We start from the raw sequence: 14,393 nt of genomic DNA on the forward strand, positions 1-14,393 counted from the left end.
ACTTCTCCGGCCGAAAGTGCCGCCAACAGCCTCGTCAATGCCCGCATGAACAAGAAGCGTCAGATGCGCTGGTCTCCGATGGGCGCTCACCGGGTCCTTCAGGTCCGGGCCGCGGTTGCCGACGGCCGCCTCAAACAAGCCAAGCTTGCCCTGGCGGCTTAACCCCCACCTTTTTCCCGCTCCCTCCGAAAAGATTGCCGGAATGAGCGATCGCGGCCTGCGCCGCCTGTTCGACCGTCTGGTCGAACTCGGCGCCGTGCGCGAACTCTCCGGCCGCCCGACCTTGCATCTACGGGATCTGAAAGCGATGGCGGAAGCAGTGCGCAGACGAGGGGGGAGCCGGTCAGATGACCGTCGATCAGCTGAACAGCTGGTTGACCGGGAACTGGATCACCTGCCGCCGGAGGCGCGCTGGCGCGAATGGATTCAGCGTATCGAGGCAACCATATCTGCGGCCAGCGAGCCGGTCGACCGCGAGGTGCTTGCTCGCATCGTCGGCAAAAGTTGCAGCATCGACCTTCTGATCGACGACATTCGCGAAGAGCTGCGCGGCCAGCCCTACGACCTGGTCGCCGTCGCCGGCGGTTGGAAGCACCTGACCCGGCCGGTCTATGCCGATGCCATCCGCGCCGCTGCCGCCAGCAACGAGACGGCGGCTGAGCTGACGCAATCCGAGGTGCTGGTGCTGATGTGCGTGGCGTATTTCCGCCGGTCACCCGCGCCGAACTCTCGTCCTTCTTCGGAAAGGAAGTTTCGCGCGACCTGATAGGTCATCTGCGCGGCGCAAACCTGATCGCGTCCGGTCCGCGCAGCCCGACGCCCGGCGCGCCCTACACCTACGTTACGACTAGACTAAAGAATTCCTGCTGGAGTTCGGTCTCGACACGTTGCGCGACCTGCCGGATTTCGAGGCGCTCGAGGATGCAGGATTGCTCAGTAAGGAAAAGCTGTTGGCCGGCGACATCATGCCAGGGCTATCGGCCGGCAACGAACAAGACAGCTTCGAGGTAGGTGACGAGTGACATGTGCTTGATCGGACATCGATGAAGGGGGACGTCCCGAACCGGGCCGTCTCTAACGCAGGACGGCGATATCACCATCCGTTGCGCTGACACGCCTGTCATAGCAGAGGGCAAGGCTACTCCTCGCCGAACTCCTCCATAAGGGCCTCCCGCGCAGAGGCGTAGCATCCGGGGGAAAGCGCCTCCTCGAGGACGTTCAACACCTCCTGGAGGAACTCGTCCCGCGCCTCCTGCTGGATCCTTTCCCGGTCGACGTTCGCTGCTGCTCCACCAACATGGGAGAGGGCTTCTTGCTTGATGTCTGTTAAGGCCGACCCAATGGCCTGAAGTTCGGCCGCTGTTTCCATCGGCGCCCCAAGCAGGCCTTTGGCCACTCGTGCCTGATACGTCGTCACGTTCTTGGAAAGCTTGATGACCCGGTCGGCGTCTGCGAAGTTCGTACGCTGAAGAGCCTTCAGCTCCTTCTTCACGGTTGCGAGATTGGTCTTCAGCGCATCGACCGAAAGCTGCCCCTGTTTCGATACGGTGTGGGCTTCCCGTCCAAGCTGCTTCACCACCGTCGCCAGCTCGTTTCGAACCTTCTTCCAGGTCGGGTCATCCTCAAAGCCGTCGCGTCGTGCATTTGGCACGAGAGCGCTTGGCTCGACAAAGATCTCACCCAGAAAATAGTCCTGAAAGCGAGCGTTCGATTTGGCGTGATCCCGAAAAATGTCCCTGACGATCTCGGTCCCGTCGATCTGGATGTTGCGAACACGGATCCTCAGTCCGCTTACCTTCTCGTCGGTATATGCGCCGGACTCGTCTTTCTTTCCGACCCAGGCCCACCAGCGATTGGTCGGGGACTTGTGTAACTCGCAAGCACTGAGGGCGACATCACCTGACTCGAATTCGTATTCGAGCCCATAGGGCTTTGTCACGCGCTTGGGCTTTGCACTCCCGTCCCTGATCGTGATTTTCACTTCCTCTATGTCGATGCCGGTTTCGCGCGCGGCGGTGGTCAGTTTTTCCCGATAAGGAAAAGCGTCCGGGTAGGGCACCGGTGCCACCTGGCTCACAAAATCATAGAGCTCCTTGGCGGAGCGGCATTCATCAGGCGCGTCGGTCAGGCCTTCGAGGCGAACTTCGAAGAAATGCTTCTGCACGTCTCTGTGCGGAGTCCGATGCGCTTTGACGGTGTCCTTGAGGAGCTCCTGCGCCGATTTGGTACTGCCTTTGCCGGGCGCCATCGCCGCCCGCATGGCCTTTCCGTCGAAGATGACGGTCGTTTGCTCGCGCTCGCCCTTCGCCTTGGTGATGAAGGTGACCGTGTTGCTAAACACGATGCCAGCCAGACGACCAATCCCGCGGAAGCCGGCATTGCGTCGATGGCTCTTGCCCGATGCACCGACGCGGGTGAGGACAGTCGCCGCCGACTTGGCGGATAGTCCAGCACCGTTGTCTCGGATGACCAGGCTCTTGCGATCGGCGGCCATTTCGATCTCGATCAACCCTTCACCGGGTTTGAGAATTTTGAGTTCCTCAATTGCGCGTTGCACCGAATCGAACCCGTTCTGGATGTATTCGCGAATTGCGTTCCTCGCCTCGCCGTACATGCCAATAGTGAGGGTTTCCAGAACGAAGCCTCCGAAGAACGGCTCGAACGCGACGGGGGTCTGGTCAGTCGCCAAGTGTCTTCTCCTTCGGGATGGAAACGTCGACCGGTCGCTTGAAACCGATGGTCTCGGTCAACGCGTAGGTGATGGCGAACGCCTCGGTCCGCTCGACCTGCTCAGACGGTATCGAAAACAGCTCACATGCCTTGCGCACGATTGCGTCCCCGTCGACTGGCTTGGTGGCGTCGAAGAGAGCGGCCAGCCGCAAGCGCTCGTCCGCTTGCGCGGCTGTGAGGAGTTCGACGCCGGCGACGCGCAATGAGCGAAGCTCGTCTAGCCCCGGCGTATTGACCTCTGTGTCGAGGCTGACCGCGACTGATGCGGGATCGGCGCTCGGAATGTAAAGCGGCGCTACGTCATTGTCGCTCAGCCTCCTTGCCACCGCATTGATGGCGTTGACGGCGAAGGCGGCGGACTGACAGGCGAATAGCTGCTGCGCCGACGGGCTGCTCGGCGGCACAAGGGAGGTGTTGGTTTCGCGCTCAAGATACATCGACGCCAGAAACCCGAGATAAAAACAGCCCGCGGTATTGGGCGGGAGGGAGTGCAAGATCGAGACAAGATCGGCCAGGGCCTCGCCATAGCCGGCCTCCTCACGCAGAACGCGATCATGCAGCTCCCGTGCAATCCGAACGAGTTCCTTGTGATCCAGACCATCCAGTTTAGCCTGGGTCAGGCTTTCCTTGATCGACTGTTTCGCCTCGGCGGTCGCGCGCCATTCGGCGAGCAGGGCCACGCCTCGCTCCGCGACTGCCCGCCGGCTCTCCAGCAATGCGCGCCGCAGCGCGGTCGCCGACGAGCCGACTTCTGGCGCGTCCGCAAAGAGATGACCATTTTCCGCGGCTTGCGCCGCTGCCTTGGCGAGGTCGGCGGCGTGTCGCACTTCGATCAGCTTGGCGCGGCGCTCGTCTTCGTCTTCCGGCTCCGGGCCATCAGGGATGATCGCGACGTCAGCAAAGGAACGGACGCCCTCCTCGGCGATATCGCGCAAAAGGGCAGCCAGATAGGGACTGTCGAGGAGCTCAAGCTCTTCGATTTCAGCGAGCAGCCGGGCTTCCATGACGAGCATAGGATGAGCCCGCGGGACCGGCTTCCAGGATTTTTTGAGGGCGAGAAGCGCTGGTTCTATCTGCACGGTGTCACTGCGGCCGAAATGCCAGTCGTTTTTTCGGTCGTTGGTCAAAACGATGATTGCCTGCGCATTAGCGCCCTTGGCGTGCTCCAGCAGCTCCTTCCAGAACACCAGGTCGCCGTAGCGATTGCTGTCGGCGGGCGCTTCGTCGTCCTCGCCCTTGGGTGAACTAGCACTGCCCTTCTTGCGTCGATCCTGAAATCCGGGTGGGATCGAGCCGACAAACCGGCCGGCGCCGAGACCGGGCAGGTCTTTGAAGTACTCGTAGAGCGATGTCTTCTCAGGCGTGTTCACGTTGATGAATGCGATCACCTCCGAGGCGTGCTTCTGGTAGGATTTGTGCCATTGGCGCGTGACGGTGGTGAGGTGATGTAGAGCTTTCAAGGCGCTTCGCGTGGCAGCCCGAAGCGTCGAGGGATCTTCGGCACCCTCACCATGGGCTTCATCCATGAAGGGGCGAAAATAATTGTATGTCTTGCCGACGATAGTTGAGACCTCGTCGGTCTTTTCGCTGAGTTCGGTTATGATCGTCCCGGCGACGTGATGCTTGACGTACTCATGTGCTGCCCAGATCGGCACGTGCACACGGCCCGCGCAGTGTGTGCCGAGCCAGTCGAGCAATTCGCGGCGCGAGACCGAACCTATCTTCGTCATCCACATCAGGAAGGATGTGTCGACATAGAGATGCGTGCCTGGACTGCCAATAAGTGTCGACAAACGGGTCTTGAAGGCGCCTGAATCTTCCGTTTCGCAAGGAATCGTCAGGACGGGTTTTCGGACGGGCTCGCTCATCGGCTTCCGTCCGCAACATTTGCCCCAGGCGCTTTGCCCACGTTAATGCTTCCCCCCAACTAACGTATATTCGAGTACGCTCTATTCGAGCTTAAGCAGGATCCGATCGATCAGTGATTTCGCAGCAATCCGGTTTGCTGAGCACTCATAGATTAATTCAAAGAATTGCTCAAAAGTCTTTCGTTTCTCCTCAGGCAAACGCTTCAGCGGTGAGGCGACCGGTTCGGCCTCCCGCATCAGCGTGCCCAAGCGCGTTCTCAGCTGGCTTATCTTTGTACCCAGGGCCTCGCGGTTCTCCGCAAGCAGATCCATCCCGGCGACCTTTTCCATCTTCAACAGCGACTGCTCCGCCAAAAGCGCCTTGCGGTCCCTTTCGCCCCGTCCGACACCGCCTTGAGCGACTATATCCAGCGTTTCGGACGCTGATTTCTCGTGGATTTCAAACTCCCGCACCCATTTGCGGCGTACCGAGCTAGTGCGGCAGCGTCGGGCAATGTCGCGTGAAGTGGGGGTCAGGTGGTTCAACAAATTGCTGTAATGCGCGTTCTGTTCAAAATGGTCGCGCCGGCCATTCGGCACCACCTTCCTGTCGAGCACGTGCACCTCGCCCACCGACCAGACGTTGAACCGCGGCTCGGGAAACAGATCTTCTAGAAGCGTGTTGTCACCAACCTGAACGTTGCCGGCGCGAAGCCGGAGACCTTTCACAAGCGTTCCGGTCGGCACTGCCCCTTCGTATTCGTGATGCAGCACCCAGCCGACCGCCGCGGCGTCGCCGTCGATGCCAGCGATCTCGATAAGGGTCACGTCATCGAACGTGATATCGGCCTTGTTGTCCAATACAAAGCGGTCGCGGTGCGGACGATAGAGCGGCTCTTCGGCACCGTCGATTCGAATGTCGAGCACACCGAGATCGAGATGATGCGAAAGTGCCTCGGTGATTTGCCCGCCGAACTGGAAATCTGGCGAGAACGGCACGGGAGCGACCTGGCTCAGATACTCGCCAATCGCGGTTGGGCTCATTAGACGGTCGTTCCGTAGCCGAACGATGCCCCTCATTTCAACCTCGAAAAAGCGCTGCGGTGCTTCGGAGATATCGACGCGTTCCAGGGTCGTCACTTGGCGGATCAGCTCCGCGATACCTTTGTCCTCGTCCAATGCGCGAAGCGCCTCCTTCAGTCGGCGGCAGTCCCAGCGCAGCTCGGAAATTTTGGCCTCACCCGGAACGCGCGAACGGAAGATCAGCTCCTGCGCGTATGCGAGCCCTGCGAGCCGGCCTACGCCGCGAAATCCACGGGCCGGTGTCCCACGCTTGGCACTACCACCAAGTGCGGTCAACTTGCGACCGAATTCCTGGAAAGGAACGCCGCAGCCGTTGTCTCGAATTCGGACCGTCCGGCTACCAGGCTCTACCGAAATCTCGACACGGCCAAGCTCGCTGGCAGCGAGCTGGCCAGCCGCGCGAGCCGCATCGACCGCGTCAGCTGCGTTCTGAATGTATTCGCGGTACACTGTCATAGGGTCGACGTACATCGCGCTCGAGACGAGCTCGAGAACATCCTTGCCGATCACGGTCTCCGGCAACTCGTGGCGTTCGGCCGTCCCGCGACTTGTTGACGCCGCCCGGGCGAGCTTGATTGCAGCCGTCGCGTTCATGCGGCGATCCCTTCATGCGTCTTCGATTTGCAGACCGGCGAGGGCTCCGGTTCTTCATGGTCAAGGCCTGCGTCCTCGACCCGTTCATCCTCCGCCAGACCTGTTTCGGCAGTTGGCTCGCCCCTGGTAAGCTCCTTCTGCTTCGCCCAAATTGCAAACAGTTCGTCTTTAGGCACTGGCACGTAGAAGCGAAGAACCCGCTTCAGTGCCCCCGTTGTGGCCTGCTCCGCCAGCCCCGCAAACTGTCGAGGATCGCACGACGACAGTAACTCCAGCAGCTCGCGTCGTTCATAGCCATCGAGCCTGTTGAACTCGGCCCGGTACGCAGCGAGCCGCTCCTCGGGATCGAAACGTTCGTACCAATCGCGATTGAAGATGAAGTCGTGCGGGAGAGCCAGGATACGCTCGTACTCCTCGAACGTGTTGCCGAAGGCCCGCTTAAAAAAGGTGGGTTCGCCGCTGACGATGCCGTGGGTCGCCTGCAGGATGAGCTGCATCGAGCGGAGCTGGTAACGGGTCCACTTGCTGCCGATGTGACCACGGTCGGGCCGGTCGGTCGGCTGGAAGCGCATTGGAAACGACCAGATGCGTACGCCTAACTCCTCGTTGAGAGTCACGTTGAGCCGCATCCGCTCAAACAAGTCCGCAGGGTTGTCATGGAAGTTATAGAGCATGTAATTCGAGAGCTCGGTGAGGCCGTATTCGGCGGCGTACCGCACCGCCTGTTCGTACGGCTTCCTCACACCGAGATGGTCAAACGCGATCCTCAGCGGCTTGAGGCAGATGGTCGCCAGTTCGCGCAGGTACATGGGATCCTTGCAGAGGATCCGGGCATCAACACCCTGATTAAAGTCGACCCGGCGCTGGACAGGCACCCGCATCCCTTCGCGCTGGAGCTTGGCGCCTGGCGTGAACCCGAGATCGCGGATTTCGGCAATGATCTCCTTGAAGCGCGGGCTTGCGACGACATTGTTGTCCATAAGGGTCAGGTCCTTCTTCGGACCGTAGAGCGCGTCGATGGCCTTGATGAGCGCCGTCAGTGACTCCGTGTCCCGCTGCGCGCCCTCGAGTTTTGGCACTCCGCAGAAGTGACATTTTCGAATACAGCCGCGGGAGGTGTACGCGAAGTAGGCATCACGAACCGGATACTTGTAGTCGATCTGATCGAGGATGCCGTAGTCGGGGACCAGATCCTCGATCGGGCGGCCACCGGTGTCCTCGGCGTAAAGCTCCTCTGAGAACTCATCCAACTGGAGCGCAACAGCCGGCGGATCCGAAAGCAGCCCCTTGATGATGCGGATGCCCTGCCAGCGTCTCTCCTCAATGAAGCGCTCGTGCATCAATGAGGCGGCAATCCCGCCGACGAAAACTTTGTCGGCTTGACCGTTGGCAACCTCCAGCGCGAAATCGATCGTCTGCGCAATCTTCGGGTACTCGAAAGAGAAAAGTGTCGTGATGTAAATTCGGTCCCACGCCTGGTTCAGAACTGAGCGATCTTCCCCTTTGATGAATCGGACGCGATCTCGTTTCCCTCGCGGTCCGTGATATTGGGCAATTTTCATAAGGCCGAGCGGTGGATACTTGTTCTTGTAGCCGGGCTCGATCAGGAGAATATTCTTGTTAGCCATTGACCACCTTATAACGAGCGCGCTTCCGAACTTCGCGAATAAATTCTACCGCCTGCTTGACGCCGCCTTGGCCGCCGAAGCCCTTGAGGGGGCCGGAGGTGGACCAATCGATCGTTCCGGCGAAATCAGAAAGTGCGGTGATGAACGCCCCCTTGTCACATGATCGTCCAGCGTCGCGGCATTCGTTGACAATATCCGCCGCGATGCGAAAAAGCGCATAGACCCCCACACCCTTTGTCAGCATATGCTTGCGTGGATTGGCCCACTCCTGCGGGAGCACCACGCCAACCGCACGCCAGAAATCCAGCACGATACGCAGCGCTTCCTCGACCGAGCCCTTCGAAGACAGTTTGGTCGCCTTCAGGAACGCGTGGATGGCTTGCTGCATCATTCGCAGCGAAACGATCCTTTTCAGTCCGGAGGTCGTCTTGCCGCCAAGGTTCAGGCGCCGATGCCACGGCGAGTCTTCTTGGTTGTTCAGCTTGAATGCAATGAAAAGCTCGGGACGTTCGAGGGCCAGATCCTCGGCAAGTTGTGCTTCGTGGTAGTCGAGCAGACTGGTGCTCAGTCCCTTGGCTTTGCTGTTGATGATGCTGAAGACCTCCATTTCCTCGCGCTCGGAAAGCTCGATAAAGCACATGAATGGGAGGGGAATCGGCAGGTCGCCCAGGTGCCCGAGGCGGTGCTGGCAGTCGACCTGTGCCATGATCTTCTGGGCGCCGGCCGAGATCTCCAGGCGAATGCGACCGTCCGGAAGCTCTTCGATCCGCCATTCGTCATTTAAGGCCGGCCGCAGGTTCAGCGTCAGCGGGATCGTCGAACTTTCGGGTTCCTTGATGTAGCGCCGAAAGTCCTGGCTGTGACGGTCGTTGAAAGGACGTTGATACCCGCGGCGGCTATCCTCATCGAGGATGTCGGCAAAGCTCAAGCGATAAAGAACGTCTGCCGGCGCGAAGCCGAGCAACACAGGCCTATGCGCCGATTGGCCTTTCAGGCAGTCGATAACAATAGCGGTTGTCACTGTTCGAATCCGACGACAAAATTGCAGTTCCAGACTGCACATTCTGCAGTCTGGAACTGCAGGTCAAGGCGGAATTTTGTCTGCACGGCAACTTTTGCGGGCAATCCAACAAGCCGTTTTGCTATTCTCCCTAAAAGTTCGCTCGCGCTCAGTGCGGAGCAATGTTTTTGGGTCGAGGCTAAGGCACGGATTCGATCAGAGAAAAGGTTCGGCGCGATGCTGCACGATTGCGACAATACGATCCCGAATAAGATCTCCGTTGGGAGCCGCCTTCAGAGGTATAGCAACATGGGGAGCCGAGTCGAAGGTCCGTCGAGCGCAGTTTGCCATCAGTTGCGCGGCACGGGAAACCGGCAGTTCGATCGTCCGCGCAAGCGCGAGAAAATCATCGGGGGTCAAACGGTCGTCCTTGCCATTGAGCTTTAACGCCATCCGGTCGTGTTGGAGGCCCGGGAAAAGGCGCGTGGTTACCGCATCGTAGACGGGGGCGAACCGGACTTGCGTGAAGCCATCGGCGCCGTCTTCGGCAATTTTGAGCAGTGCCAAGTTTTTCAGATGCATGTCGCCATCAGCGATCAGCCAGGCGAAGACAGCACGTTGGAACAGGATTTCTATGTCGGCAACGGGATCGGTGGACAAGGGGCGCAGGCCGCGCGCCATTCGCTCCATGGTGCTATCGTATTTGCGGGCCGCCGGGAGCTCGAGGATCGAGCAGAAATCCTCAAGTGCAAGTCGATGGATGTCGTTGTGGGAACGGCGAATGTCGAACCGTTCGATCAGTAGGGCAGGTGGCATCTGGTCGGGCATGCGCACGAGGACCGCCTCCGGAACATCGAACGCGGCCTCGCGCGCCAGCATCAGGCAGATCCATTCCACGATGGGCAGGTCGTCGAAACCGCTCGTCCCGGCAGGCTTCAGGATATGGGTGAAAGGCTCGGTGATTGCTGGAACCAGATCACCGTCCTGCCTGAGGCACATCGGCGCCTTGATCTGGACGCCGGACAGCCGCGGTGTGTTTGCGTCCGCGAAAAGGCGCGCCAGGTTATCCTGGAAGGTATCCTCGAGGGAACGTCGGGTCGGCCCTTTGTATTGGCCAGTGAAGAGTCCGCCAGCCTGGAAGTGAGCAAGACGCCCTTGCAGAACATCCTGCGGGACAGTTGCCAAGTCGACGGAACCGTCGACGATCGTTATGTTGGACATGTAGCGACGGCTCGTTCGGAGAGTTTCCCGTTCATCGCGATCATCGAGAACGTGTGCTAGCCAGCCTTCCGGAAGCAGCGATTCGATAAAAGGGGGTAGGCTGCCTGGGCGTGTCGGGCGGATCAATGGCGGCTGTCGACCCGCGGCCGCCGTCCAGCGCCATTCCACACCATCATGGATCAGTCGGCCGACAGGCTCACCGTGCCACGCTACGACGAGATCAATTTGCGCCCTGTTGACGGGTACCTGGGCCGGACGAGCCGCGTTGAGAAAGGCTTCTGCGGCTTCGGCCTCGCGAGTCCATCTGTTGGCCCGCGCCAGGGCCCAAATGGCATCGGCCGCAGAGCGTGCATTCCCATACTCTTCGATCAACCGGTCTGCCGTGCTTCGGCGCATAGCAGGGTCGATTGCACTTGCGTGTTCGCTTCGTAGACGGAAAGCTTCCAGAAAACGCTGGCCGGGTGATGAGGCCGTGATATGGAACTCGCCCATGTCGTCGCCAACGATGACCGGTACCGTCGAGGGGTTGTCAGGCGCCTGGTTTTGTATGATTTCGAGGCCCCGGATTCGGCTTCGCTGGTTACGACGCCCACTTAGGAAGAGACGGCCGTCCACTGTAGGCGCGAGCTGGAATGCACTCGGGCCCGACAAAAAGGCGTGAGGGTAAAGGTAGGCAGCGATGCGGACGGCGTGGTCCATCACCGTCTTGTTTACGTCGTCGTTGGCGTCCACATAGACGCCGCGCAGCAAGCTTACGAGCGAGCCGGCCTGCGCGGCCATATAGGCTCGGTGCCTGTCGAGATTTTCACCGACGAGATGGAGCGGCATGACTTTCCCGTTTTTCAGATACGCGAAAGTTATACCGCATTCGCCCGTCTGTCAGCGAGAATGTTCCTGAAAAGCCGTCAAAGGTCTATGATCGCGTAAAATCTCATTTCCTGATGGAACAGTTTGCGAATATTCGCGATTTGTGTCATCAAAGAGTGGAAAAGAGAAAGATCATGGTCCACTCTATCCCAGCCGACGTGCTCAAACATGTTAGAGACGCCAGTGGCATGAGTCAGGCGACTCTTGCACGCGCGATGAACACTGTTCCCAGCGTGCTCTCCAAATTGGAGAAGGCAGACGAGGTCGAGCCGGAAATCGCCGAACGTTACCTGGCTGCAATCGGCACCCAGACCGCAGCCGAGGTGAGCGAACACTATGCGCGAAACTGGTTGCGCGCAAAGCCACCGTCCTTCCTGCATCCCGACCGAGAGGCGCTTTGGACTATCGATAGGGCCGCCCGAGATCTCCTCGCCTTCCAGGGGGAAATGACGGACCCGATCCTGCGTGGACCGATCGATCTGCTTCGGAATGAACTTCAGATAACGGAAGCCTATCTAGACCGTCGTGACCACATTATGGCATGGGTAGGGGACATCGGCGTCGGAAAGACCATGGCGCTCACCTATGCTGTTGGGCTCCTGGTCGGCGATGGCCGCAGCGGACGCCGGCCTGCTTTCCCGGTGGGGCCTGGACGCACTACGGTCTGCGAAACAGCCATACGTGTCGCACCTACATTTGGGGTTCTCGTCGATACCGTCACGGAGGAGGAGGTTGTTCGGCTGACGAAACAATTCGTCGCCAGTCTCGCGCCTGGTGCGAGTGGCGGCGGGCTATCAGCCGAACTAGGCCGTCTGATCCGCACTATGGCTGGCATGAAACCGGTCAGTCACATGGAAAATGATGAGCCGATTACCAAGGACCCAATCGTTGACCTTCTGAAAGAGGGCCTTGGCATCGACGAGGTTACCGATCGAATTGTGGGCGGAATGAGTCTGGCCGCTCGAAAGGAACGCCAGATGATTCTTCCAGAGGGGCGAGAGGATGGCCTGCTTTGGGTGTCAAATCTGGTATCGGCGATCAATAGTGGTGCGGAACCGCGCTTCAGTATCCCTCGACGCATCACCGTCCTGATGCCTTCGGACAATCTTAGTGCTGATGGTCAGACCCTTTCCGTCATCGATACTCGCGGCGTGGAAGGCGTAACCCAGCGTCCTGATATCACCACGTACGCAGAGGACTCCCGGACTCTCCTAGTACTCTGCACCAAATTCGCAGATGCCCCGAACACGACCGTCCAACGTCATCTTCAGGAATCCCAGGACGCGGCATCCGACGCGGCTGAGCGCTATCGGCAATGCATCCTTGTCTTGCCGCGCGCCGACGAAGCCCTTGAAATGCCCGGCCTTGATGGTCCTGTTATCTCCCGTCAGCAGGGCTACAGCCTCCGGCGCAAGGAGATTGAACAGGCTCTGGCCAATGCGGGCTTACCACCGACACCGGTTTACTTCTTCGATGCAAAAAACGACGACGCCGGCAAGATCTGGACGGCTCTTCGCGGTCAAATCGCTCGCATGCGGGCTGCATATACCGCTCGCGGCGTGAATGCGGCAGACGGCGTTCGAAACTTGATCGAGAATGTCGATGTCGTTCGCACGAGCGAAGCACGTCGGGAAATCGAGCAGGATCTGGCGCGCGTCCTGCACGCGGTCGGCGACCTTCCAGAAACAGTACGCCCCGCCTACCAGAACCTCATCGACCAGCTTGCGGTGGGGCATCACAGTTCAATTGCCGCCTCGATCTATCGGCGTGGCGATTGGGAGAATTTCCAGGTTGATCACATCTTAGGTACGGGGGTACGGGTCGATGCCAATTTGCGTTCGCAAGCTCTCGTGCAACGTATCGAGCACAAGCTGATGGACCTCGAAAGCAAGTATGAGGATCTTGAAGCGATCGGCCAGACTCTGAGGGCACTTCGGGCGCGGCTAAGTGAGAGCCGACAGGAGTTTCTGGCGGCGGCGCGCACCATCGGCCGCGACGCCTATGGTGAACTGTTGTCGGACGCGGATATCTGGACACAGACGGCGGAACGTTACGGCCAAGGGGCCGGGTACAAACGCGACATCACGGCCGCGTGGCGCAATTGGTTCGAAACAACCGAGGGCGTGCGCCAGACGGCATCAAAGGTTAGCGAGCGCCTTCAAGATGCCTGGAGCGTCTGGGTACTCGAACCCCTGATGCGCGCAACGAGAGTTCAGCCTGACAGCGAGCCTGGCGGAGCCTAATTGCCCAACTCCATGCTGACAGCCAAATGCGAATATTGGTAAAACGCGTGACTGTTAGCCGGCGCTGTCACTTGAAGAATCGTCGAAGAGCAGCTGTTTGCGGCCGTCGACGGGCTCTCCCCCAAGGATGTGGCGCTTCACAAGTTCATGCACACGTCTCACATATTCGACCTTGTCCTTCGACAGCGGGCCTTTTTCTGCATGGTGCGTGACGGTGCGCGCCTTGTTGACCTTGCCGATCCACCGGACAAGCGTCGACTTGGCGCCTTTGCCGTAGAAATTGTAGCGATCCTTGAAAAGCTCCCAATTGCTGTCATGAAGCACAATGCCAAGATAGTCGATCAGATACAGATAGCGCCAACGCTCGTGCTCGCCATTGTCGTTGTTATAGTTCTTGTCGGCTTCAATCCGGATTGCCTTTGGCACGCCGGATAGCCACCACGCATCTTTCTCCTCACCAAACTTGGCCTTCAGCGTGGTCAGGACATCGTCGAAGAGAATTGGGTTGATCTCATCGATCATGATGCGAGCCTGTCGGGTTCCCTCGGCATCCTGGTTCTCCAGGTAACGTTTGACCTCGGGGAGATCGAATGAGGGATCAGCGGTATGGATGATTGCCATCATCTGCAGGGCGTTTTGATCGACGCTGGCAAGCGAGCTGCCGCGGTTGCGAAAGCGGGCGATGTCCGATGGCGACGCATCATGAAAATAGGTGACTACGTGTTGCGCCAGCGGTCTGACGAGCTCGACGATATCGTCGGCTTCAAGCGACACCACGCGCGTTCCGTCGCGCTCGATGAAGACGATGAGCTTGCGGAAAAACAAGCAGTGCCCGCAGACCCAGGTTTGTGCAGAGATAGCCGCCCTTGGCATCGCCCAGTGCCCAGTGTTCCGGCACGCCATCCGCAAAAATGGCGAAGTAGCCCGACAAGGTGGAAGTCGCCTTTTTCATCATGGCGGCCGAGTCATCTGACAACGTACCCAGCGGGCCCGGGATCAGCCTGAAACTACCCTTCTTGCCACCCGACTTGTGAACCGATCCGAGGAGACTGTTACCCTCGATGCCATCCGCGAGTGAGGTGAGGGTCAGACACTGGAAATTGGTAATTACTCACGCCCTTGTCAGGGGCAAGAATCCCTGAATCTATGGGGATATGGATCGCACTGATTTGCAGCGTCT

The 14,393-nt window shown here is 59.3% G+C and carries 8 protein-coding genes and 3 pseudogenes; 4 read left to right on the top strand and 7 right to left on the bottom strand.

Going from position 1 to position 14,393, the window contains the following annotated elements; genetic code table 11:
* From ACWGTI_RS31070 to scpB, 3 pseudogenes are all read left to right on the top strand, one after another.
* A pseudogene (locus tag ACWGTI_RS31070) lies at positions 1 to 162 on the top strand (ISKra4 family transposase); the annotation flags it as partial.
* A pseudogene (locus ACWGTI_RS31075) lies at positions 146 to 280 on the top strand (DUF1403 family protein); the annotation flags it as partial. The pseudogenes ACWGTI_RS31070 and ACWGTI_RS31075, both read left to right, overlap by 17 nt.
* A 27-nt stretch (positions 281 to 307) precedes the next feature.
* Positions 308 to 1,022, top strand: a pseudogene (scpB, locus tag ACWGTI_RS31080) (SMC-Scp complex subunit ScpB).
* Positions 1,023 to 1,138: 116 nt separating this feature from the next.
* Here scpB and ACWGTI_RS31085 read toward each other — a convergent pair.
* From ACWGTI_RS31085 to ACWGTI_RS31110, 6 genes are all read right to left on the bottom strand, one after another.
* Complete coding sequence (locus tag ACWGTI_RS31085; protein WP_454590508.1) at positions 1,139 to 2,689, bottom strand: ATP-binding protein; 1,551 nt, start codon at positions 2,687 to 2,689, stop codon at positions 1,139 to 1,141.
* Complete coding sequence (locus ACWGTI_RS31090) at positions 2,679 to 4,598, bottom strand: PIN-like domain-containing protein (RefSeq protein ID WP_454590509.1); 1,920 nt, start codon at positions 4,596 to 4,598, stop codon at positions 2,679 to 2,681. Before ACWGTI_RS31090 ends, ACWGTI_RS31085 begins: the two co-directional genes overlap by 11 nt.
* Before the next feature lie 81 nt (positions 4,599 to 4,679).
* The gene (locus ACWGTI_RS31095; protein ID WP_454590510.1) at positions 4,680 to 6,254 is read right to left on the bottom strand and encodes an ATP-binding protein; all 1,575 of its coding nucleotides are present in this window, start codon (positions 6,252 to 6,254) and stop codon (positions 4,680 to 4,682) included.
* Complete coding sequence (locus ACWGTI_RS31100) at positions 6,251 to 7,882, bottom strand: radical SAM protein (RefSeq protein WP_454590511.1); 1,632 nt, start codon at positions 7,880 to 7,882, stop codon at positions 6,251 to 6,253. The genes ACWGTI_RS31095 and ACWGTI_RS31100 overlap by 4 nt, the downstream gene beginning before the upstream one ends.
* The gene (locus tag ACWGTI_RS31105) at positions 7,875 to 8,903 is read right to left on the bottom strand and encodes a DGQHR domain-containing protein (RefSeq protein WP_454590512.1); all 1,029 of its coding nucleotides are present in this window, start codon (positions 8,901 to 8,903) and stop codon (positions 7,875 to 7,877) included. The genes ACWGTI_RS31100 and ACWGTI_RS31105 overlap by 8 nt, the downstream gene beginning before the upstream one ends.
* Before the next feature lie 195 nt (positions 8,904 to 9,098).
* Positions 9,099 to 10,931: a type II toxin-antitoxin system HipA family toxin gene (locus ACWGTI_RS31110; RefSeq protein WP_454578598.1), complete on the bottom strand. Its 1,833-nt coding sequence runs from the start codon at positions 10,929 to 10,931 to the stop codon at positions 9,099 to 9,101.
* Positions 10,932 to 11,044: 113 nt separating this feature from the next.
* On the opposite strand from ACWGTI_RS31110, the gene ACWGTI_RS31115 reads away from it, so the two are divergent.
* On the top strand, positions 11,045 to 13,213 hold the full coding sequence (locus ACWGTI_RS31115; RefSeq protein WP_454590513.1) for a helix-turn-helix domain-containing protein: 2,169 nt from the start codon (positions 11,045 to 11,047) through the stop codon (positions 13,211 to 13,213).
* Positions 13,214 to 13,267: 54 nt separating this feature from the next.
* Here the strand turns inward: ACWGTI_RS31115 and ACWGTI_RS31120 are convergent, their stop codons facing one another.
* Positions 13,268 to 14,038 carry a hypothetical protein gene (locus ACWGTI_RS31120; protein WP_454590514.1) on the bottom strand — a complete coding sequence of 257 codons (771 nt, stop codon included), beginning with the start codon at positions 14,036 to 14,038 and terminating at the stop codon, positions 13,268 to 13,270.
* Positions 14,039 to 14,393: the final 355 nt, after the last annotated feature.

It is taken from the genome of Mesorhizobium sp. ArgA1 (assembly GCF_053714375.1).

What these genes read in the sequence shown, in the direction of transcription:
- ACWGTI_RS31090 (WP_454590509.1), bottom strand. Translation starts at nt 4,598, where the DNA reads ATGAGCGAGCCCGTCCGAAAACCCGTCCTGACGATTCCTTGCGAAACG.
- ACWGTI_RS31095 (WP_454590510.1), bottom strand. Translation starts at nt 6,254, where the DNA reads ATGAACGCGACGGCTGCAATCAAGCTCGCCCGGGCGGCGTCAACAAGT.
- ACWGTI_RS31100 (WP_454590511.1), bottom strand. Translation starts at nt 7,882, where the DNA reads ATGGCTAACAAGAATATTCTCCTGATCGAGCCCGGCTACAAGAACAAG.
- ACWGTI_RS31110 (WP_454578598.1), bottom strand. Translation starts at nt 10,931, where the DNA reads ATGCCGCTCCATCTCGTCGGTGAAAATCTCGACAGGCACCGAGCCTAT.
- ACWGTI_RS31115 (WP_454590513.1), top strand. Translation starts at nt 11,045, where the DNA reads ATGGAACAGTTTGCGAATATTCGCGATTTGTGTCATCAAAGAGTGGAA.